At 70.8% G+C, this 20,928-nt stretch carries 19 protein-coding genes; 8 read left to right on the top strand and 11 right to left on the bottom strand.

The genetic code is table 11. From position 1 onward, the window contains the following. Positions 1–11: 11 nt before the first annotated feature. The 6 genes from ACQP0U_RS06430 to ACQP0U_RS06405 form a co-directional block, all read right to left on the bottom strand. The gene (locus tag ACQP0U_RS06430) at positions 12–482 is read right to left on the bottom strand and encodes a hypothetical protein (protein ID WP_433316642.1); all 471 of its coding nucleotides are present in this window, start codon (positions 480–482) and stop codon (positions 12–14) included. Between the two features lie 177 nt (positions 483–659). Further along, positions 660–2,660, bottom strand: a complete 2,001-nt coding sequence (locus ACQP0U_RS06425; RefSeq protein WP_433316639.1) for a DNA/RNA helicase domain-containing protein — start codon at positions 2,658–2,660, stop codon at positions 660–662. Positions 2,661–2,770: 110 nt separating this feature from the next. Next, complete coding sequence (locus ACQP0U_RS06420) at positions 2,771–4,573, bottom strand: DNA/RNA helicase domain-containing protein (protein ID WP_433316636.1); 1,803 nt, start codon at positions 4,571–4,573, stop codon at positions 2,771–2,773. A gap of 218 nt (positions 4,574–4,791) precedes the next feature. Next, on the bottom strand, positions 4,792–5,172 hold the full coding sequence (locus tag ACQP0U_RS06415; RefSeq protein WP_433316634.1) for a nucleotide pyrophosphohydrolase: 381 nt from the start codon (positions 5,170–5,172) through the stop codon (positions 4,792–4,794). 218 nt (positions 5,173–5,390) lie between these two features. Further along, the gene (locus ACQP0U_RS06410; protein WP_433316632.1) at positions 5,391–6,218 is read right to left on the bottom strand and encodes a DUF3152 domain-containing protein; all 828 of its coding nucleotides are present in this window, start codon (positions 6,216–6,218) and stop codon (positions 5,391–5,393) included. Between the two features lie 104 nt (positions 6,219–6,322). Next, positions 6,323–7,501, bottom strand: coding sequence for an ROK family transcriptional regulator (locus ACQP0U_RS06405; protein ID WP_433316630.1), 1,179 nt, complete (start codon positions 7,499–7,501; stop codon positions 6,323–6,325). Positions 7,502–7,664: 163 nt separating this feature from the next. On the opposite strand from ACQP0U_RS06405, the gene ACQP0U_RS06400 reads away from it, so the two are divergent. Genes ACQP0U_RS06400 through ACQP0U_RS06375 form a run of 6 tightly spaced genes read left to right on the top strand, consistent with a single transcriptional unit; the run spans position 7,665 to position 12,664 of the window. Then, the gene (locus ACQP0U_RS06400) at positions 7,665–8,393 is read left to right on the top strand and encodes an amino acid ABC transporter ATP-binding protein (RefSeq protein ID WP_354973198.1); all 729 of its coding nucleotides are present in this window, start codon (positions 7,665–7,667) and stop codon (positions 8,391–8,393) included. 19 nt (positions 8,394–8,412) lie between these two features. Then, positions 8,413–9,381 (top strand): glutamate ABC transporter substrate-binding protein, encoded by a 969-nt coding sequence (locus ACQP0U_RS06395; RefSeq protein ID WP_433316628.1) that lies wholly within the window; start codon positions 8,413–8,415, stop codon positions 9,379–9,381. A 16-nt stretch (positions 9,382–9,397) separates the two neighbouring features. Further along, positions 9,398–10,042 (top strand): amino acid ABC transporter permease, encoded by a 645-nt coding sequence (locus ACQP0U_RS06390; RefSeq protein ID WP_433316626.1) that lies wholly within the window; start codon positions 9,398–9,400, stop codon positions 10,040–10,042. Then, positions 10,039–10,908: an amino acid ABC transporter permease gene (locus ACQP0U_RS06385; protein WP_433316624.1), complete on the top strand. Its 870-nt coding sequence runs from the start codon at positions 10,039–10,041 to the stop codon at positions 10,906–10,908. Before ACQP0U_RS06390 ends, ACQP0U_RS06385 begins: the two co-directional genes overlap by 4 nt. Further along, positions 10,905–11,924 (top strand): asparaginase, encoded by a 1,020-nt coding sequence (locus ACQP0U_RS06380; protein WP_433316622.1) that lies wholly within the window; start codon positions 10,905–10,907, stop codon positions 11,922–11,924. Before ACQP0U_RS06385 ends, ACQP0U_RS06380 begins: the two co-directional genes overlap by 4 nt. After that, a complete protein-coding gene (locus ACQP0U_RS06375; protein ID WP_433316620.1) occupies positions 11,921–12,664 on the top strand; it encodes a copper homeostasis protein CutC in 744 nt (247 codons plus the stop codon). Before ACQP0U_RS06380 ends, ACQP0U_RS06375 begins: the two co-directional genes overlap by 4 nt. A gap of 72 nt (positions 12,665–12,736) precedes the next feature. On the opposite strand, the gene ACQP0U_RS06370 is transcribed toward ACQP0U_RS06375, so the two are convergent. Both ACQP0U_RS06370 and ACQP0U_RS06365 read right to left on the bottom strand, forming a co-directional pair. Further along, positions 12,737–13,273: a hypothetical protein gene (locus ACQP0U_RS06370; RefSeq protein ID WP_433316618.1), complete on the bottom strand. Its 537-nt coding sequence runs from the start codon at positions 13,271–13,273 to the stop codon at positions 12,737–12,739. Between the two features lie 8 nt (positions 13,274–13,281). After that, the gene (locus tag ACQP0U_RS06365) at positions 13,282–15,741 is read right to left on the bottom strand and encodes a glycosyl hydrolase 2 galactose-binding domain-containing protein (protein WP_433316616.1); all 2,460 of its coding nucleotides are present in this window, start codon (positions 15,739–15,741) and stop codon (positions 13,282–13,284) included. 112 nt (positions 15,742–15,853) lie between these two features. On the opposite strand from ACQP0U_RS06365, the gene ACQP0U_RS06360 reads away from it, so the two are divergent. Continuing rightward, positions 15,854–16,873, top strand: coding sequence for a LacI family DNA-binding transcriptional regulator (locus ACQP0U_RS06360; RefSeq protein ID WP_433316614.1), 1,020 nt, complete (start codon positions 15,854–15,856; stop codon positions 16,871–16,873). A 6-nt stretch (positions 16,874–16,879) separates the two neighbouring features. Here the strand turns inward: ACQP0U_RS06360 and ACQP0U_RS06355 are convergent, their stop codons facing one another. Both ACQP0U_RS06355 and ACQP0U_RS06350 read right to left on the bottom strand, forming a co-directional pair. Beyond that, entirely contained in the window at positions 16,880–17,899 is a 1,020-nt protein-coding gene (locus tag ACQP0U_RS06355; RefSeq protein WP_433316613.1) for an EAL domain-containing protein, read from the bottom strand. Then, positions 17,845–19,254 (bottom strand): hypothetical protein, encoded by a 1,410-nt coding sequence (locus ACQP0U_RS06350; RefSeq protein WP_433316611.1) that lies wholly within the window; start codon positions 19,252–19,254, stop codon positions 17,845–17,847. Before ACQP0U_RS06350 ends, ACQP0U_RS06355 begins: the two co-directional genes overlap by 55 nt. A 217-nt stretch (positions 19,255–19,471) precedes the next feature. Between ACQP0U_RS06350 and ACQP0U_RS06345 the strand changes: the two genes are divergently transcribed. Further along, a complete protein-coding gene (locus tag ACQP0U_RS06345) occupies positions 19,472–19,864 on the top strand; it encodes a PH domain-containing protein (protein WP_433316609.1) in 393 nt (130 codons plus the stop codon). Here the strand turns inward: ACQP0U_RS06345 and ACQP0U_RS06340 are convergent. Next, positions 19,858–20,784, bottom strand: coding sequence for a 2-hydroxyacid dehydrogenase (locus tag ACQP0U_RS06340; RefSeq protein ID WP_433316607.1), 927 nt, complete (start codon positions 20,782–20,784; stop codon positions 19,858–19,860). The two genes, ACQP0U_RS06345 and ACQP0U_RS06340, sit on opposite strands and share 7 nt — an antisense overlap. Between the last annotated feature and the right edge of the window lie 144 nt (positions 20,785–20,928).

Genomic DNA, 20,928 nt, shown 5'->3' with positions numbered 1-20,928 from the left:
CCCATTCAAGGTCAGGGCGCAAGAACGACGAACCGGATGGGTTCGTCCAGTACGGCTGCCGCTCCGGGGAGGTCCGCGAGACGTGCGGCGAGAGTGGCCCGCGCCAACCGCTCCGGCAGGGCGGTGCTGAACTTCAACCCGGCGACGGCCCGCGCGTTCACCTCCGGCAGGCAGATCCGGTGGCCGGCGTCGGCGACCAGGGACCGCCAATCCTGTGGTGTCAGGTTTTCGCGGAGCCGGATGGCGTAGTCATCGAACCGCTGCGCCGGGTCGACGACCTCGCTGAGCGTTGCCGTCAACGTCGCATTCGCCCGTAGCCCGGCCCAGGTCCACCAGAGCAGGTCCCCCTTGCTGGCACGAACGGCCATACTGCCGCCCGGATGTACCAGCGCCGAGCGCTCGTCGCGCTCAACTGACAGCCGAGTCTTCGCCCGTGCGGTCAGTTGAACCGGCGGATCCGCGCCGAGGAGGACGTCTCGCATCGCGCGAGTCAGTGCGTATCCCGACCCCACCCAGCCCGACGCGGTCCAGCGGGCCCGCCCGCCCCCCTTCGGTCCAGACGACCCATTGACGGTCACACCCGCCGTAGACCTGCACGTCCTTGGCCGATGGTGGGGCGGCGCAATCGTTCGGCAGAGTCTGGAGTTCGAAGTCAAGCCTCAGCGCCCGTCGGAGTCACCGCCGGCAGCGCCCGTCGTGGTGTGCGTCGGGTGATCACGTTGAACGGGAGGCTGCGAGCTGTTCTGAGCGACTCGTACCACCCCGGGCGCAGTCTGCACACGAGTGGTACGCGGGGGAGGAATCATGCCGGCAAGGAACTCCTGCGTCTCAGGGTCCACTGAAAGGATCAGCGTCCCGCGCATGCCTCGCGTCAACAAGACCTTGTAGGCGTTACGGATAAGCCGATCCGCCCCCTCTGACACTCGCCCCTTCCTGATGATGGCGCCGTCATGGGACTTCGTCGGCTCGCTGCGGAACTGTCCGTCACGGATCACCAGGTCCGGGCCCAGGATCACACCGGACCAGTCGTACTCGAAACCCTGCGCTGTGTAAATGCAGCCGATCTGGTCGAAGCCCCGTGGATCGGTAGCCCAGTAGGAGCCAGAGGGAATACCTCGCGGTGGACGCGCGGCGGCAGCGTTCCACGGCCTCTGCCAGCCGTCGATGGACACATCCGGGGCAAGGCGGCCACGGCGGGACTCCTGGGTCCACGGCCAACAGAACCCAGCCGAGATTCGAGCCGGCTGACCAGCTTCGTTGCGTGGCCGCAGCAGAGCCTCCATCTCCTGTGGTGAGGAGGCAAGTGCCACGCGGTAGTCGTCGTCGGCCGGCCATCGGTAAGGGGAACCCTCGGCCAGCCCCAACAGGTGCATCACCCAACGCTCGTACCGCGGGCTGCCGCCGCAGCGAAACTGGGCGCCGAGATGGATGTAGTCAACCTCGAAGCCCAAGCCCTCTGCCGCGGCGCGGATCATCGGTGCGCTGCCCACCTCGTTCGGACGCACCACCTGGTCGTCGTCGAGAAGAAACACCGGGACCTTGGCGACCCCGATCAGCTCGTGAACCTGTGGAACCTTCCCGACGATCCCGCCGCGGCGCGACCTGTCACGGATGCGGTGAGCCTCATCGCAGACCAACACATCAATGCTGTTCGGCGGAGAACTCATAAAGTCCAAGAAGTAGTTGAACACCGGCGCGGTCCGCTGCTCCGGATCCCGGGGCTGGTTCCTGGCAAATTCCTGCAGGGTCTTCGTGAATGCCTTGGATCCCGTGGCGTGAGCGATCGTGCGCTCCTCCCGAGCGAGGTCTGCCAGCAACGAGAGCGCAATGGCACTCTTGCCGCTGCCCGGCCCACCCGACACCACCACGACCCGCTTGCGTCGCCCCTGGTCCGCCCAGCGGACCCCGCGCATGACCAGCTCGTACGCCGTGCGCTGCTCGTCCAACAGCACGAGATGGCGGCGACTCGCCACCTCATGCGCCACCACGGCCAGGAGCTGCTTGCTGGGCCGGACGGCAGCGTTCAGCAGCCGCTCCGCCGCAGCCCTGTCCCGCCACGGAGCAAAACGCTCCCGCAGGTAGGTGCGTAAATGATCAAGCCGGTCCTTGGTGAAGACAAGGCTTCGTCCGGCCTGCGCGGAAAGACTCTCGGTGGGCAGACCCGGGATCCGGTGACCGTCCGCGTTGTGCAGGAACACTAGCCCGTGCACCGAATCCGGCCAATCCCACAACACGGGCAGAAAGTCAGCAAGATAGGAGCAATATGTCTGCACCTGCAACGCGGGATGTGGCTGCGGCTCCCGCATCCCTGGTACCCGTACCAGATTTTCCGCCTCGTCGTAAACGGTCGCCCAACTCCACTGCTTGAGCTCCACTACGGCATAGACCGGCCGGTTCGACGATCGCTCAGCGCCGGCGAGGATCACATCGATCCGCCGGCTACTGCGAGGGAGTTGGCACTCCACGAGCGCGTCGAGATCGCCGAGCCCCCCTGCGCTTAGTTCAGCAGCCAACGCAGGGAGACTCTCCTTCCAGGAGGTCCGCTCACTAGCGTTCACCTGAAAGCCCGCGGCCGACAGATGGGCGGCTACCCGACCTGCCAACTTGCCCGCCTCAGCGAGCTCGAGAATCTGATTGGGTGTGGTTTGGAACGCCAGCACTGACAGGCCCCCGAGGCACGAAGATCTCGTGCGGTGGGGGCGTGTCCTTCGCCGGAAGCCCGTCGGTCCGCTGAACTGACGGTCACAGTATCGACACTGTGTGCCTGCCGCTACCCGGCTTCGACCTCGAACCTGATCTCCGGTGCCCGCCGGACCCGCACCAGATCGCGCAGGTACTCCCGCGTCTCCGGGTCGGTCGCGTACAGCACCGTGCCGCGCATGCCCCGCGTCAGCAACACCTTGTAGGTGTTGCGGATCAAGCGGTCCACTTCCGCGTCGCCGACGGACTTGCGGCTGCGGATCGACGAGTCTTTCGACTCCTCGCGGCGGGTCACCAGCCGGCCGTCCCTCGCCACCAGGTCGGGGCCGATGATGACCCCCGACCAGTCGTACTCGAAGCCCTGGGCGGTGTATACGCAACCAACCTGACCGAAGCCGTTCGGGTCGGTGGCCCAGAACGCACTCCCCGGCGCCTCGCCGACACTGCGTTCGCTCCGGACGTTCCACGGTCGCGCCCAGTCACCGATTGTCACGTCCGGCACCAACGTGCCGTCGGGTCTCGGATCGCTCCAAGGCCAGCAGTAGCCGGCCGACATCCTGGCCGTGCCGCTGAGCCCCTGCCGCTCGGCTAGGTACGCCTCCATCTCCTCCGGAGACTCGGCGACCTGCACGTCGAACCGGCCGTCACCGGTCCAAACGGACGGCTCACCTCCGTCGAGACCGAGCAGGTCAAGAACCCATTCCTCGTACGCCTCGCTGCCGCCGCAGCGGAACTGGTCGTGCAGAGAGACCACCTCGACCTCCACGCCGAGCTTCTCCGCGAAGGCGGAGATGACCTCGACGCTGCCCAGTTCGCCCGGCTTCACCACCTGATGCTCGTCGAGCAGGAAGACCGGCACCCGGGCGAGCGAGATGAGTTCGTCCAACTGCGGGCGGGCCACCTCCCGGCGCGCCTTGGGTGTATAGCGGTTGACCGACGTCTCCCGTACCCGGTGCGCCTCGTCGCAGATCAGCACCTCGATGTCGTTCGGCTCGGCGTCCATGAAGCTGTTGAAGTACTTGAAGAGGCTCTGCAGCCGGGTCGATCCCCGGCCGGCATAGCGACGCAGTGTCTGGGTGAAGGAGCGCGAGCCGGTGGCGTGCAGCACCGACCGGTTCCGCCGGGCCAACTCCCCGAGGACCGCGAGGGCGATGACGCTCTTACCGCTGCCCGGTCCACCCGCCACCACCAACGCGCGTTTGTGGTTCGCCGTCCGAGCCCGCTCGACCGCGTGCACGACCAACTCGTACGCCACATGTTGCTCGTCAAGCAGGGTGAAGTGCGAGCGCTCTTTCAGCTCGGCGGCGGCGTACGCCATCAGATGCCGGCTGGGGCGCACGGTGCTGGTCAGGAACCGGTCCGCCGGGCCTGCTCCCGAAGCGGGTGCGAATCGGCCGCGCAGGTGAGCTAGCCACTGCCCCCGACGCTGCCCGGTGAAGATCCGGCTCTGCTCGGTGGTCGGCCGGTCGAGCAGGTCGGTAACGTCACGGTCCACCGCGTTGTGCAGGTAAGCGGCACCCTGCAACAGCTTCTGGTCGCGGCCGAACACGCCCAGAAAGTCGCTGAGATAGCGGCAGTAGTCCTGCACCTGCACACCGGGATGCAGGCGCGGCCCACGGACCTGCTCGACGGCGACAAGGGTGTCGGATTCCTCGAAGGCCGTGGCGTAGGTCCACTGCTTGAGTTCAACGACTAGGTAGGAGTCATCCCCGGTACGTGGATCAACACCGGCCAGTACCGCATCGACGCGTCGACTGGTCAACGGAAGCTGGTACTCGACCAACACCTCGACCTCGGTCAGGCCCGCGTCGGCGAGATCCTGCGCGAGCACCGGCAGGCTACGCGCCCAGGACCGCTTCTCAGCGGGGCTCACCCCATGACCGCTGTGGCGAGCCCTTTCGGTCAGCACCTCCACCAGGGTGCCATCGGTAGCGAGACGCAACAGACCAGCAGCGGACGTACGGTACGCCGACATCGACAGGTGCCCCCGGGCAGCACGAAGAGATCGTGCGGATGGGGGGCATATCCGTGCACCGGAAGCCCGTCGGACCGCCTTACTGCCACGACTGTAACCAGAAGATCAACCAACGGCTACGACCGTGGCGCCTTCGCTGCGGAGCCCTTGGCGCTTTCCACCGGGTAGCGCCGGGCTGAGTCCGCCAGTTTGTCGACCGCCGCTTCCACCAGGTCGATATCGAGGATGTCGGCGAGCCGGACCAGATAGATCATGACGTCGCCGATCTCGGCGCGCACCCGTGCACCCGCCTGCGGGTCCGCCATCACCTGGGCAGCCTGCTCCGGCGTAAGCCACTGAAGCTCTGCCAGCAGTTCGCCGACCTCGCCGGACAGCGCCATTGCCAGATTCTTCGGCGTGTGGAACTGCTGCCACTCGCGCTCCTCGGCGAAACGCCGAAGTTGCTCGGTGAGCCGGGCGACACTTGCCGCGGATCCCGCCTCTGAACGGCTGCCCATACCTCAGATCCTCACGTGGCCCGGTTCGACCTTCTCATCATTACCGCCTGGATCGAGTGAGGCCAACTGACCGAGTAGGGCACCGGCACGCCTGCGCCCGCCCCCGTGGTCGCATGATCGACATGGGATCAGTGATATCGGGAATCAAGTCGACCCGGATACCTTGCGGTCAAGGATCCCGTGGGGATCAACACTGCGGTCAGGGCGGGGATCACCGGTCAGGACGGCGCCCACGGTCCGCTGACGAACTGGCCGTTCGGGGCGAACGGGCTGACATTGGGCACGCACCCGCCCAGGCCCATCGTCTGGGTCATCATGACCGGGGCCGGCTTGCCGCGACCGCCACACTTCATGTGGTTGAAGCCGAGGAAGTGGCCGAACTCGTGATTGATCACGCCGGCGTGGTACTCGTCGATGCTGACCGGGTATCCCGGTGAGCCCTGGAGCCAGCGCCGCAGGTTGATCATGATGGTTTTGCCGTACTTGCAGGAGTAGACCCCCTCGGTGTCGACGCCGCTCGCACCGCAGAGTCGGTCGACTGTCTTCGGTGTCGCAAGCCGCACGTCGACGTCGACAGTCGAGGTACTGACCCGCTGGAAGGACCACGACGCCCGGGTCAGGTTCACCGCCGCGTTGGTGACCGGGTGCTGTGCCGAGGTGGCCCACCCGTTCGGCGCCGCCAACACCTGCTCGATGCTCGCGGCGAAGCGGTCCGGCTTCCAGGCGGGGATGTCACCCCACTTGATGCCCTTCTCCACCGAGACGCTGTAGCGCACCCGCTTCTTGCCCTTGCCGATCACGCGACCGGTGCCGCTGGCGGTGGCGAAGGTGCCGGCGGCCCTGGTGGGGATCTGCTTGTCGGTCGGGATCTCCGGAGTGGGGCTGGAGGTCGGCGTATCGACGGGGCTCGGGGCTGAGCTCTGCGTACTCGGGCTGGAGCGGGGGCCGTCGGCCTGCCCGGAAGCCGGAGCGGACGCGCCACACCCGGCGGTCGCCAACACCACTGCCAACGAGATCGGCACGAGCAGCCGTCCGTTGATCCGCACGTCACAACCTCCAGCAGCGATCACGGGTCAGCGAGGAACCCCGGAAGGCTACGTGACTGTGGGTAAGGAAATTGTGAAGATGGCCTGCGGTGATCTGAGCGAGGTCAGGCTGCCGCCACGACGTGGTCGATCACCAGGTGGGCGGCACCCGTGATGCCGACGTCCTGGCCGGCGGCGACCCGTTCGATGAGCAGGGTCTGGGTGGCCAGCGGGAGACACCGCTCGTAGAGGGTGGCCCGCATGCTGGCCAGCAGCGGCTCACAGTCGGCGAGCCGACCGCCGATGGCCACCACCTGCGGGTTGAAGAAGTTGACCACCACGGCCAGGATCTCGCCGACGGCGCGGCCGGCCTGGCGCGCGAGGGCGGTGGCCTGCCGGTCGCCGTCGTCGATCAGGCGGATCACACCGGTCAGGTCGGAGACCGCTACGCCCTGACCCCGCAGCGCGGTGACCAGTGCGGCGCCGCTGGCCACCGCCTCCAGGCAACCGGCGTTTCCACAGGTGCACGGCGGGGCGGGATCTGCCACCACCCGGCAGTGGCTGATGTCCCCCGCCGAGCCCTGCGCGCCCCTGTGCAACCGTCCACTGGAGATCACACCGGAGCCGATCCCGGTGCCCGCCTTGATGTAGACGGCGTGGTCCAACTCGGGGTGCGCGGTGCGGTGCGCGCCGAGCGCCATCAGGTTGGCGTCGTTGTCCACGATGACCGGCACGTCGACCCGGCCGGCGCAGAACGCGGCGACGTCGAAGCCGTTCCAGCCGGGCATCCGCGACGGACTGACGATCCGCCCGGTGGCGTGCTGCACCGGACCGGGGATCCCGATGCCGATGCCGCGGAGCGCACCTGCCGCCGAGCCGTCGGCCGGGGCCACCGGGTCGTCGCCCACCAGTGTGGCGACCTCGGCCAGCAGCGTGCCGAGCACGGCCTCCGGGCCGTCCTCGATGCGGACCGGCAGGGTACGGGCCTGGACCACCCGCCCGGAGAGATCCAGTGCGCCGACGCGGGCGTGATGCGCGCCGAGGTCAATGGCGCCGACCACCGCGCCGCCGGTCGGCACGGCGAGTTGGCGGGGCCGTCGCCCACCCCGGGATCGTCCGGCGCCGGTCTCCTCCAGCAGGCCCTGGCTGATCAACGCCTCGACCCGCTGGGACACCGTCGAGGGGGACAGCCCGGAGAGGCGGGACAGGTCGGCCCGACTGACGGCCGCACCGGTGGCCACCCAGCGCAGCAGCTCGCGGGGGCCGCCGCGGAGGGCATCGCGTGGCGCGTCGTCAATCGTCACGTCAGCTTCTTAGCACCCGCAGTTTGTTCAAGCAACCGGTTGACTTAGTTTGCTGGCTACCTTTAGATGGCGCTGTTGGTTCGATATGAAGCTGACTTAGTTTTGTAGTCGAAGGAAGTGAGGCCGCCAGGTGGCACCGGAGACGACGGGTGCGGACCGACCGATGGTGTCGGTACGCGGCCTGCACAAGTGGTTCGGTCCGCTGCACGTGCTCAAGGACATCGACCTCACGGTGGCCGCCGGCGAGGTGGTCGTCGTGGTCGGGCCGTCGGGCTCCGGCAAGTCGACCCTGTGCCGCTGCCTCAACCGGTTGGAGACGGCCGGGCAGGGCAGCATCGAGATCGACGGTGAGCCGCTGCCCGCCGAGGGCCGCGCGCTGGCCCGGCTACGCGCCGATGTCGGCATGGTCTTCCAGTCCTTCAACCTCTTCGGCCACAAGACGGTGCTGGACAACATCACCCTCGGCCCCACCCGGGTCCGCCGGATCCCCCGACCCGAGGCGCGGCAGCAGGCGATGGCCCTGCTGGAGCGCGTCGGTATCGCCGACAAGGCAGACCACCACCCGGCCCAGCTCTCCGGCGGGCAGCAGCAACGGGCCGCGATCGCCCGAGCCCTGGCGATGCAACCGAAGGTGCTGCTCTTCGACGAGCCGACCTCGGCCCTCGACCCGGAAATGGTCAACGAGGTGCTCGACGTGATGGTCTCCCTGGCCGCCGAGGGGATGACCATGATCGTGGTGACCCACGAGATGGGTTTCGCCCGTCGCGCCGCCGACCGGGTGGTCTTCATGGACGACGGCCGGATCGTCGAATCCGGCGCTCCCGACGACTTCTTCGCAGCTCCGCGCACCGAGCGGGCCCGCGACTTCCTATCCAAGATCCTCCAGCACTAGCCCCCAACGGGAGGGTGTCATGTCAATCCTCAAGATGAGCTTCACCGGGCGGCGGTCGCTCGCCCTCACCGCCACCGCGGTGGCGGTGGCCCTCGCCGCAACCGGCTGCGGCGGCGACAGCGGCGGCAGCGCTCCGACGCTGCCCGGCAACCCCGGCCTTGGCGGCGACGGCGTGGTCGCCCAGTCGGTGTACGACGCCGCCCCGGTCGCCACCGACGCGGACATCCCGGCTGGTTCCACAATGGACGCGATCCGCAAGCGCGGCTACCTGAACATCGGCGGATCCCTGGACGCGCCGCTGCTCGCCCAGCAGAACCCGGTCAGCGGCACCATCGAGGGCTTCGACGCCGACATGGCGAAGTTGCTGGCGAAGTACATCATCGGCAAGCCCGAGGTGAAGACGACGACAATCGGCACCCAGACCCGGGAGGCCATGCTCCAGGCCAAGTCGGTGGACGCGGTCTTCCAGACGTACACGATCACCCCGCAGCGGGCCACCCAGGTCGCCTTCGCCGGCCCGTACCTCACCTCCGGCCTCGCCGTCGGGGTCCGCAAGGACGAGACCTCCATCAAGAGCGTCAAGGACCTCGCCGGCAAGACCGTGATCGTCGGGGCGAACACCCCTGCCGTCACCGCACTGCCCTCCGCCGCGCCCGGCTCGAAGCAGATCGCCTTCGGCACCGACCCGCAGGCGTTGCAGGCGCTGCTGCAGAAGCGCGGCGACGCGTACGTGCAGGACTTCACGCTGCTCGCCTCGGGCGCCAAGGCCAACCCGGGGATGAAGGTGGTGGGCGAGCCGTTCACCACCGAGGCGTACGGCATCGGCCTCAACCGGGAGGACGCGCAGTTCAAGGAGTTCGTCAACAACTGGCTGAAGAAGATCCAGGCTGACGGCACCTGGGCGAAGGTCTGGGAGGGCACCCTCGGCTCGGTGGTGGAGGGTGGGGCGCCCACCCCGCCCGCCCTCGGTTCCGCCGACGGCTCCTGAGCAGCCTCTCGTACCGATGGAAGCCCTCACCGCCCACCTGAGCGAGCTTGGCCACGGCCTGGTCACGACTGTCGAACTGACAGTCGTGACCACCGTCGGCGCGATGCTGCTGGGCATCATCGTGGCCACCCTGCGGATCGCCCCCGTCCCGCTGCTGCGCGCCATCGGCACCGGGTACGTGGAGGTGTTCCAGAACCTGCCGCTGCTGGCCCTCCTGGTGCTCTTCGTGTTCGCGCTGCCGACCATCGGCATCACGTTTCCGCTGTTCACCTCGGCCGCGATCGTCATCGCGGTGTACGAGGGGGCGTACCTGGCCGAGGCGATTCGCGCCGGGATCAACACGGTCGGTGTGGGCCAGGCCGAGGCAGCCCGTGCCATCGGGCTCACCTTCGGCCAGTCCCTGCGGCACGTGATCCTGCCGCAGGGACTGCGGGCGGTGATCCAGCCGATCGGCAACATCTGCATCGCGCTGCTGATGAACACCTCGCTGGCCGCCGCCGTCGGCGTGGTCGAGCTGACCCAGGTGGCGAACAACGTGAACCTGGTCGAGGCTCAACCGATCGCTGTCTTCACCGGCGCGGGCCTCGCCTACATGCTGCTTGCGCTGATCATCGGTCAGGTCACCGGCCTGCTCGAACGAAGGCTGGCGATCGTCCGATGAACAAGACGCAACAGATCCTCTTCGACGAACCCGGCCCCCGCGCCCAACGACGGATCCGGATCGCCACAGTGCTGGGCGCGGTTCTCCTGGCCGGTGCCCTGGTCGCGGCCGTCTACCAGTTCCACAGCCACGGCGAGCTGGCCGCCGCCAGGTGGGAGCCGTTCACCACCTGGCCCATCTGGCGGTACCTGCTCAACGGCCTGTGGGCCACGCTGCGCGCCGCCGCCGCGACCGCCGTGCTCAGCGCCGCGCTCGGGCTGCTGCTGGCGCTCGGCCGGCTGTCGACGCACCGACCGCTGCGATGGCTGGCCGGCGCGTACGTGGAGATCTTCCGGACCGTCCCCACCCTGCTGCTGATCTACGTGACGCTGTTCGCCCTGCCGCAGTACGGGCTGAACTTCCCGCTGTTCTGGAAGCTCGTGGTGCCGCTGGTGGTCTCCAACTCGGCGGCGTTCGCGGAGATCTTCCGGTCCGGCATCCTGGCGCTGGACCGTGGGCAGACCGAGGCCGGCCTCGCGGTCGGGCTGCGCCGCGGACAGGTGATGGCGCTCGTGGTCCTGCCGCAGGCACTGCTCCAACTCGCCCCGTCCCTGGTCAGCCAACTGGTTGGGCTGCTCAAGGACACCTCGCTCGGCTTCGTGGTCAGCTACACCGAGCTGCTCTACAGCGGGCAGGTGCTCTCCTCGTACACCCACCTGCTGATCCAGACGTTCCTCGTGGTGGCCCTGATCTACCTGGCGGTCAACGCCTCGCTGTCGAAGTTCGCCCGCGTACTCCAGGCCCGCAACGGCCGCTTCGGCGGCCGACGCGGACGGCGGACCGCTGAGCTGCCCCCGCCGCTTCTCGAAGGGAACACGCCCCGGTGACCATCTTCCGCTACGCCGAACTGGCCCAGGTCGTGCGCAACGGCTTCGTCGAGAGCAGGCACTACGGCAGCGTCGTGGTGCTCGCCCCGGACGGGACTGTCGCCCTCTCCGCCGGCGTACCCGACGAGCCGGTGCTCCCCCGCTCCACCCTCAAGCCGGTGCAGGCACTGGCCTGCCGCATCGCGGCGGGCGACGAGCTGACCGGCCCGGCGCTGGCCCTCGCCGCCGGCAGCCACACCGGCGACGACAGGCACGTCGAGGTGGTTCGGGCGATGCTGGCCGGGGCCGGCCTGGGCGACGACGCCCTCGGCTGTCCGGTGGACTGGCCGGAGGACGAACCGACCCGGGACCGGCTGATCCGGGCCGGCGGACAGCGCGACCGGATCCGGATGAACTGCTCCGGCAAGCACGCCGCGATGCTTGTCGCCTGCGTCGCCAGGTCCTGGAGCACCCACGACTACCTCGACCCGGACCACCCGCTCCAGCGGGAGACCGCCGCCGCCGTCGCCCGGCTGGCCGGTACGCCGGTCGCGCACCACGCGGTCGACGGCTGCGGCGCACCGCTGTTCGGCCTGCCACTGACCGGCCTGGCCCGTACGTTCCAGGCGTTGGTCACCGCGCCCGCCGGGAGCGACGAGGCGCTCGTCGCGCAGGCCATGCGCCAACACCCGGAGTACGTCGGCGGCTGGCACGGGCACCCGAACACCGACCTGATGCGGGCACTGCCCGGCGTCCTCGCCAAGGGCGGTGCCGAGGGCGTGCTCGCCGTGGCCGCACCGGACGGTCACGCGGTGGCGGTGAAGGCGATCGACGGTTCGCCGCGAGCCACCACCGCCATCGCCCTCGCCGCCCTCGACGCCGTGGGCGTGCCGGTGGGTGGGGCCGAAGCGCTGCGCCAGGTGCCGGTGCTCGGCGGCGGCGTCCCTGTCGGCGCCGTCACGGCCGTCATCGACTGGACCACAGCATCGTCTCGGACCGAAGCGGCATCGCCTCGCACGGAAAAGGAAGAATCATGAACACATTCGAGATCTGCATCGACAGCGTCGAGGGGGCCGTCGCCGCCGAGGAGGCCGGCGCCGACCGGGTGGAGCTGTGCTCCGCGCTCTTCGACGGTGGGCTGACCCCCAGCCTGGGCACCATCGAGACGACTCTGCGCGCCGTCAGCCGGATCCGGGTACACGTGATCGTCCGTCCCCGGGCCGGCGACTTCATCTACTCGCCGTTCGAGATCGAGGCCATGGAGCGGGACGTCCGGGCCGCGGTGGCGGCCGGGGCGCACGGCATCGTGATCGGCGCGCTGACCGCCGACGGTGACGTCGACGTGCCGACCACCCGCCGGCTGATCGCCGCTGCCGGCGACGCCAGCATCACCTTCCACCGGGCGTTCGACATGACCCGGGACCCGCACGCGGCGCTGGAGCAGCTGATCGAGCTGGGCGTACAGCGGGTGCTCACCTCGGGTCAGGAGGTCAGCGTGCTGGAGGGTGCCCCGCTCATCGCCGACCTGGTGCGCCGCGCCGCCGGCCGGATCGTCGTCATGCCGGGCGGTGGCATCACCCCGCGCAACATCGCCCGGATCGTCGAGGCGACCGGCGCCGACGAGTACCACTTCGCGGCCCTGGTCAGCTCGGACAGCCCAGCCGTGCACCGCAACCCGGCGCCGCTGATGGGTGGCAGCCTGAACCGGCCCGAGTACGAGCGCTCCGGCACCTCCGGTGCCCTGGTCGGCCAGGTGCTCGCCGCCGCCCGCGCCTGACCCCGTGGTCAGCCTCGCCGAGCGGTGGGTCTGGAGAAAGACCTCCTCAGACCCGCCGCTCGGCGGTCCGTCTCAGTACGCGACCAGGGCGATGATCAGCGAGGACACCGCGCCGAGCAGCAGCGTGACACCTGTGCTGAGCCCGACCACCGCACTCACCGTCAACGCGCGGGCCCGGGCCACCGGGACCGCCACGAGCGCCGCCACGGTGACCAGCGCGGCGACCAGGTGGATCAGCGGGTAGCCGAGCAGCTCCGCCACCGGGAAGAGGTGGACGCCCACGACCAGGGCGACCCACGGGGCGATCAGCTCGCGACGCCGCAGCAGGGCGAGCAACCCGGCGCCGATGGCGGCGACACCGAACTCGATGCCGACGACGATGCCGAAGGTTCGGCTGGTGTCGGCGTCGAACGCGGTCCCGTCCGACCAGTGGCTCCAGGCGAGGAGACCTCCGGCGGTAGCGGTGAGCAGGGCGAGGACCGAACCCGCGATGAGCACCGGCCGCCACGGCTTCGGGGGCGCCTCCTGAGCCCAGCCGAACCAGCTGGAGGCGAAGAACCCGAAGACGAACGCTGTCGCCGCCGCGTCCCGGACGTGTTCGGTGATCACTGTGCTCCTCAGGGTGCCGTCCGCCCTGCGATGTCGTTCACGCAGCGCAGCACGGGTCGACTGGTCAGAGCCGCCCCGTCCAGCGACCCCTCGGCCCGCACGTCGAAGGTCGCCGACTCACCGGGCAGCAGGGTGACGAGGGCCGTGTCCACAGTGGCAGAGGCGTCCAACCGGTCCGGGAAGAGGGTCAGGTCGCGCAGCACCGTGCGGGCCGTGACCCGGACCCGCTGCCCGCCGTCGACCGGCTCGACGGTGGCGTCCCAGGCCGCCACCGGCCAGTCCACGTCCCGGTCCTCGGCGAAGAACCACAGGGCGCGGGCCGCTGTGCCACCGGCCTCCGCGACAAGCAACTCGCGACGGCCCTCGTCCGGCCGCGCCAGGTCCGCCGGCAGCGCCAGCACCACCGAGGAGTACGCCGGGACGTCGAGGTCGACCGAGGTCTTCGCCCTCGGCTCCCCGGTGAGCGTGAACCGGGTGACCGCCGCTGGTGCGGTCCAGGCCTCGGCGGTCTCGTTGACAGCGACCAGGGCCAGGCCGCCGTCGCGGGGTTGCACGGTGAGGAGCCGGTCGGCGTACGCGTGGCGCAGCGCGTACCACAGGGGTTTGCGGCGACCGTCGCCGTCGACCGCCGACCAGGAGGTCACCGGCCAGCAGTCGTTGAGCTGCCAGACGATGGTGCCGGCGCAGACGCCCCGGTGGGAGCGGAAGTGCTCCACCCCGAGCTGGATCGCCCGGGCCTGGTTGAGTTGCGTGAGGTAGTGCCAGTCGTCGAAGTCAGCCGGGGCGGGCAGGTGCGCGTCGAGGCCCCGCTGGAGCTTGGCGTCACCGCCGGCCGCCTTCTGGTGGTGCGCCATGCCCGGTGAGTCGTGCGCCAGGGGTTCGTCGCTCAACGCCCGCCGCAGTGTGGCGTACGCCGGTGGGGCTTGGTACCCGAACTCGGCGACGAAGCGCGGGACGTACTCCCGGTATTTGGTGTAGTCGTCGGTGTTCCACACGTCCCAGATGTGGGTGGTGCCGTGCGCCGGGTCGTTGGGGTGGATGGCCTCGGTGCCCGACCAGGGGCTGCCCGGCCAGTACGGGCGGGTCGGGTCCAGCTCGCCGACGATCCGGGGCAGCACGTCGAGGTAGTAGCCGCGCCCCCAGGTGCGCCCGGCGAGGGCCTGCTGCCAGTCCCAGTCGTGCCAGCCCCAGATGTTCTCGTTGTTGCCGGTCCAGAGCACCAGCGACGGGTACGGCGCGAGCCGGGTCACCTGCTCGGCGGCCTCGGCGGCCACCTCGGAGCCGAACGGCTCCTCCTCCGGGTACGCCGCGCAGGCGAAGAGGAAGTCCTGTTGGACGAGGAGCCCGCGCTCGTCGGCGAGGTCGTAGAAGTCCGCCGACTCGTACCGGCCGCCGCCCCACACCCGCAGCAGGTTGACGTTGGCACCCACCGCCTGGTCGAACCGCTCGGCCAGCCGGTCGCGCGTGATCCGGGTGGGGAACGCGTCGTCCGGGATCCAGTTGACCCCGCGGACGAAGACCGGGACGTCGTTGACCGACAACGAGAACTGGGTGCCGTGCTCGTCGGGCGCGGTGTCCAGCCGTACCGAGCGGAAGCCGATCCGGTGCGACCAGTTGTCCACTGTGTCGCCGTCCGGTGCGTGCAGCGTCACCTCGATCGGGTGACGGGCCTGGTCGCCGTACCCCCGGGGCCACCACAGCGCGGGCTCGCGGACGGTGAGGGTCAGCACGGCCGTGCGCTGCCCGGCCGGGACGACCACCTCGGCGCGGACGCCGGCCACGGCGGCACGGACGGTCAGCGGGACGTCCGTGGCGCGCTCGACCTCGACGTGCACCTCGACCCGGCCGTCACGACCATCCATTGTGACAAGTGGACGGACGGTGGCCAGCCGGGCGGTCGACCACGCGTGCAGGCTGATCTCCTGCCAGATGCCGGCGGTGACCAGTGTCGGCCCCCAGTCCCAGCCGAAGTTGCAGGCCATCTTGCGGATGAAGTGGAACGGCTCCGGGTAGGCGTTCGGCCGGTCACCGAGCCGCTCCTGCTGCGCCTCGGCGTAGCGGTACGCGGAGTCGAAGGTGACGACCAGGTCGTTGTCCCCGTCGCGCAGCAGCGGTCGGACGTCGAACCGGTAGCCGCGGTGCATGTTCGCGGTCCTGCCGACCTCGACACCGTTGAGGGTGAGCGTGGCGACAGTGTCCAGGCCGGCGCAGACCAGGTCGACGCGGTCGTCGTCGCCCGCCCGGTGCACGACCGTGGTCTGGTAGACCCAGTCGGTGCGCCCGATCCAGGCCAGTGCCAGCTCGTTGTCGTCGAGGTAGGGGTCGGGGATCAGCCCGGCGTCGAGCAGATCGGTGTGCACGCAGCCGGGCACTGTCGCCGGCACGGACCGGCCGGCGATCTCCCCGGGCACCTGCGCTCCGGGGGCCGCCCGCAGGGTCCAACCGTCGTAGAGTGCCTGTCGGCTCACGATGTCACCGCACCTTCTGCATCGAAAGATGCTTACTGAACCGGATAAGCTGAGCCACCGTACGGTTCGGAAATCCGGGCTGTCAACGGCCACAGAGCGAAGGAGCACGCCGGTGAAGCGGCCGACCATCGCCGACGTCGCCCGACGCGCCGGGGTGTCCAAGGGCGCCGTGTCGTACGCGCTGAACGGGCAGCCCGGCGTCTCCGAGGCCACCCGGCAGCGCATCCTCGCCATCGCCACGGAGATCGGGTTCAGCCGGAGCAGCGCCGCCCGCGCCCTGTCCGCCGCGACCGCCGGTGCGATCGGCCTGGCCCTGTGCCGACCGGCCCGGACACTCGGCGTCGAGCCGTTCTTCATGGCGCTGATCAGCGGTGTCGAGGCCGAACTCTCCGCCCGCTCGTACGCGCTGACCCTGCAGGTGGTGACCGACCACGATGCCGAGATCGCGGTCTACCGGCGCTGGTGGGGCGAACGTCGGGTGGACGGGGTGCTCGTCTGCGACCTGCGCACCGACGACCGGCGCATCCTCGCACTCGAACAGCTGCAACTGCCGGCGGTGGTGATCGGCGGCCCGGGTGGCACCGGTGACCTCGCGAGCCTCTGGTCCGACGACGCCGCGGCGCTGACCGAGGCGGTGGAATACCTGGTCGCGCTCGGGCACCGGCGGATCGCCCGGGTCGCCGGATTGCCCGACCTGCGGCACACCGAGATCCGCACCGACGCCTTCGCGGCGGTCTGCGAGCGGCTCGGCCTGGTCGACGCGGTCACCGTCTGGTCCGACTACACGGGCGAGGAGGGCGGCCGGGCCACCCGCCGGTTGCTCAGCTCGGCCGACCGGCCCACCGCTGTCATCTACGACAACGACGTGATGGCCATCGCCGGGCTCTCCGTCGCCCAGGAGATGGGCCTGACCGTGCCCGGTGATCTGTCCATCGTGGCCTGGGACGACTCGCCGCTGTGCCGCCTCGTGCACCCGCCGCTGACCGCGCTGGGCCGGGACATCCCGGCGTACGGCGCGCATGCCGCCCGGCACCTGCTCGCCGTTGTCGCGGGCCAGCCGGCCGGCCGGGTGCAGGACGAGACGCCCCACCTCACACCGCGCGGGAGCACCGCACCACCCCGGGACAAGTGAACCGGTTCAGCGGGACGCTGAGGGAAACTCCTCGAAGTACGCCTCGACCCGCTCGGCCGTCGCCGGACGGGCCAGCGCGAACCCCTGCCCGTACCGGCAACCGCCCCGGCGCGCCCCCTCGACCTGGGCCGACAACTCCAACTCCTCGGCGACGATCTCGACGCCCAGCCGCTCGCCCACGTTGACCACCACGTCGATGAGCGGTGGCTGCCCGTCCGGCCGCGCGCCCACCAACTCCGGGCCCACCTTGAGCAGGTCGATCGGCAGTCGGCGAAGCTGCGCCAGCGAGGCGTGTTCGGCCCGGAAGTCGTCCAACGCGGTGCGTACGCCAAGCGACCGGAGCCCCGCCATCCGGGCCACCACCGTCGGCAGGTCACCGGCGACCCTCGGCTCGCTCACCTCCACCACCAGCCGCTCCGGCGGCACCCCGTAGGCGGCCAGCACTGCCGCGAGCCGCTGGACGAAGTCGGGAGTGGTCAGCTCCCGGGTCGTGACGTTGACAGCCATCCACAGCTCCCGGACACCCACCGACCAGTCGGACAACTGCCGGCAGGCCCGGTCCAGCACCCACCACTCCAACTCGCCGACCAGGTCCAGATCCTCGGCGACAGGCAGCAACTCGGCCGGGAGCACCGTGCCGAGCACCGGGCTGCGCCACCGCAGCAGCGCCTCAGCGCCCACCGGCTGCCCGTCGGCCAGGTCGACCACCGGCTGGTAGACGAGATCCAGCTCACCGCGCGCCACCGCACCGGGCAGCTCGCGCTCCAGGTCGAGCCGGCGGACCAGCTGTTCCTCCAGGAACGCGTCGTACCACTCCACCCGATCCCGGCCCAACTGCACGGCCCGTCGTCGGGCCAGCTCGGCCTGCCGGAGCACGTCCGCCGGCCCGGCGCCGCTCACCTCGGCCAACCCGATGCTCGTCTGCACGCGCAGCATCGCGCCGGCCAGCCGGTAGGGCGGGCCGAGCGCGCTCAACAGCCGGGTGCCCAGCGCGTACGCCAGCACCGGGCCGGCTGCGGTGACCACAGCGAAGCCGGTACCCGTGCACCCGGTGACCAGGTCGTCGGAAGCGATGACCGCGCGGGCCCGGTGCACCGCCTCGGCCAGCACGTCCTCCCGGGCCCTCGGGCCGATCCCGTCGGTGCCGTGCAGGTCCACCAGCAGCAGCGCGCCGGCCGGCGCCGGGACGTCGCCGATCGCGGCCAGGGCGTCCAGCAGTGCAGCCCGGTCGCCGGGGTGCCGCCCGCCGGCGCGGTGGGTCGCCGGTTCAGCCCCGACCACGCGGGGTGGTGATCGGGCGACCAGGTCGAGCCGGCCACGGTCGCGGTGACCGCGCCCTCCGGGGCGCCGGGGCCCCGCTCGGGCGGCGGCTCCGACGTGCCCGGCCAGCGCGCCGGGGCCGAGCGGCGGTGCCGCAGTGACCGGCCACCCGGTCGGCGGTGAGCGGCCCGCCGAACGGACGTGGGCGCGTCGCCCGAGCCCAGCAGCTCGCGGAGCACCAGGGGCGGCACCGCCGCCAGGGCCAACAACACGCTCGTCCGGTCCGGTGCGCGGCCGGCGCCCAGGTGCAGCCCCGACGCCAGCAGCAGCACCGCTGCGGGGAGCACCGACCGGGGCCAGGCCGCGGCGACCGGCTCGGCCGGCCCCTGGTCGTCCGCCGCATCCGCCGCGCCGACCGCGACGAGCAACATCCCGAACACCAACGGGGGTACGGCCAGCAGGGCCACCCGCCCGGCCGGTGCGGACGGCAACGTGGCCAGCAGCACCAGCCCGCCCACTGTGAGCAGGACACCGCCCCGGCAGACGGCCGCGGCCGAGCGCCGCCGCGGCCCGGCGAACGCGTTCAGCGCGGCCATGCCCAGCCCGCCGAGCGTCAACGCGCAGACCAGTCGAACCGGGACCGGCAGGCCGTCGCGGGGCAGCAGCAGCCAGCCGGCGAGGGCCAGACCGACGGCCGGGCCGGTCGCCTCGACCAGCCAGCGCAGCAGCACCGGGGCCGCCGGCCGCGAGCGGCCGGGGAGTTGACGCAGACCGGCCGTCGCGAGGGCCGCCACGACAAGCGACCCGATCAGCACGGGGAGGGTGTGCCCGATGTCGGTCAGGGGCAGCACGACGGCGGTGAGACCGGCCGCCACCACCGCCGCGTCGAGCAGCACGCCCGCCGCACGCGGTGTCGGATCGGTGCCGCGCCGGGTGGCCAGCCGGGAGAGGCGCAGCCCGGCGAGCGTGGCGCCGGCACCGGCGGCCAGCGCGATCACCACCGAGGTCGGGACCAGATCGGCGGCACCGGCGAGGAGGAGCAGCGCCACCGCCACGGACGTGGCGGCCTCCGGTGCCGCACGGCGGGGGACGAGGACGCGGAACGGGTACGCGAGGAGCACGGCGGTCGCCTTCGTGAGGGGGCACGGGGGCGGTGCGGCGGTGCGGGACATCGGACGTTGCGAGTCCGCTACCCACGATTGGCAACGATGGACGGCCGGATCGGTTACTTGCCGGTCACTCAGGGGAGACAACGACCCGTGTCACTGTACGGCGTACCGCACGCTGCTGGCACCGCCCGCCGCGAGCCGAGCCGGTCCGGAGTGGGATCATCGGAGGGTGAGTAAGCCCGACACGGTCCGCTTCCGGTACAACCAAGCCATCCTGGTGGCCGCGATCATCGCCTTCATCGGCGCCCTGCCGCTGGCCAACGCCCGGACCTACCTGCTGCCGGTGCTGCTCGTCCCGCTCGCCGTCGCGGTGTGGGCCTGGCGGGCCGGCACCGACGCCGACGCGCGGGAGCTGCGCATCCGGGCGTTGGTCGGGCAGCGTCGGATCGGTTGGGACCAGGTCCTTGAGCTGACCACCGACCAGCGCGGACGCGCAGTCGCCCGGCTTTACGACGGCCACCAGGTCACCCTGCCCGCCGTCCGTGGGGCGGATCTGCCCCGGCTGGTCGCGGCAGCCGGCCAGCCGCTGCCCGACGCTCCGGCGGACGCACCCGGTCAGTAGCCGTCGACCACCGTGTTGATCAGCGGTTGCCCGGCGGCGAAGCGGCGTACCTGATCGCCCACCAGTCGGTAGGCCCGTGGCAACAACCCACGCACCGACCCGCCGACGTGCGGGGTGAGCAGCACGTTCGGCATGGCCCAGAGCGGGGAGTCGGCGGGCAGCGGCTCCGGGTCGGTGACGTCCAACGCCGCCATGATCCGGCCGGTCTCCAGCTCGGCGACGAGCGCCTCGGTGTGCGCCACCGGACCCCGTGCGCCGTTGACCAGCAGCGCCCCGTCCGGCATCGCGGCCAGGAACGCCTTGTCGATCAGGCCACGGGTCTGGTCGGTGAGCGGCACCAGCACCACCACCACGTCCGCGTCGGGCAGCAGCCGGGGCAGTTCCTCGACGGCGTGCACCCCCTGCTCCGGGCGGGCCGTCCTGGCGACCAGGGTGAAGGTCACGTCGAAGGGGGCGAGCCGGTCGCGCACCGCGGCACCGATCGAGCCGGCGCCGATGATGAGCACCCGCTTGCCGGTCAGCTCGTCGGTCGGGGTGTTCTCCGCGTACGTCCAGCGCCGCTCGGCCTGGGCGCGGACGAACGCCGGGAACGCCCGTAGCTGGGCGAGGATCGCGGTGACGACCCATTCGGCGGTGGAGGGGTCGTGCACGCCCCGGGCATCGCAGAGCGTGACAGCGGGCGGTGTCCGGCCGGCCCAGGCGTCCGCCCCGGCGGAGAGCAACTGCACCACCGCCAGGTCGGGCAGCTCACCCAGCACCGCCGTCGCGTCCGAGCCACCCAGGAACGGCGGCACCCAGAAGCGGACGTCGGCCGCCTCGGACGGCATCCGGTCGGTGTGCTCGAAGACCTCCACTGTCACGTCCGGGGGCAGCTCACCCAGGAGGTTCAGGCCGGCCTGGTGCGGGATCCATACCTTCACGTCCGCCGACGATAGTCCCCGACGCCGCGGCCGCTGCGGGCACGGCGGCGAACCGGCGTCCCGGGGGATGGCGCGTGGGTCCGGGGCGGGCGAGACTCAGCACACCGATGTTCGACTCCGACCTGAACGAGGTATAACGAAGGG

The sequence above is a fragment of the Micromonospora sp. CA-269861 genome (assembly GCF_050948505.1).
Classification (GTDB): Bacteria; Actinomycetota; Actinomycetes; order Mycobacteriales; family Micromonosporaceae; genus Micromonospora.
The sequence above is the reverse complement of the archived record's forward strand: the minus strand, read 5'-3'. Positions and strand labels throughout refer to the sequence as shown.

Excerpts from the sequence above, each read along its gene's own strand:
- ACQP0U_RS06430 (WP_433316642.1), bottom strand. The coding sequence starts at position 482 with ATGCGAGACGTCCTCCTCGGCGCGGATCCGCCGGTTCAACTGACCGCA.
- ACQP0U_RS06395 (WP_433316628.1), top strand. The coding sequence starts at position 8,413 with ATGTCAATCCTCAAGATGAGCTTCACCGGGCGGCGGTCGCTCGCCCTC.
- ACQP0U_RS06385 (WP_433316624.1), top strand. The coding sequence starts at position 10,039 with ATGAACAAGACGCAACAGATCCTCTTCGACGAACCCGGCCCCCGCGCC.
- ACQP0U_RS06375 (WP_433316620.1), top strand. The coding sequence starts at position 11,921 with ATGAACACATTCGAGATCTGCATCGACAGCGTCGAGGGGGCCGTCGCC.
- ACQP0U_RS06390 (WP_433316626.1), top strand. The coding sequence starts at position 9,398 with ATGGAAGCCCTCACCGCCCACCTGAGCGAGCTTGGCCACGGCCTGGTC.
- ACQP0U_RS06415 (WP_433316634.1), bottom strand. The coding sequence starts at position 5,172 with ATGGGCAGCCGTTCAGAGGCGGGATCCGCGGCAAGTGTCGCCCGGCTC.
- ACQP0U_RS06400 (WP_354973198.1), top strand. The coding sequence starts at position 7,665 with ATGGTGTCGGTACGCGGCCTGCACAAGTGGTTCGGTCCGCTGCACGTG.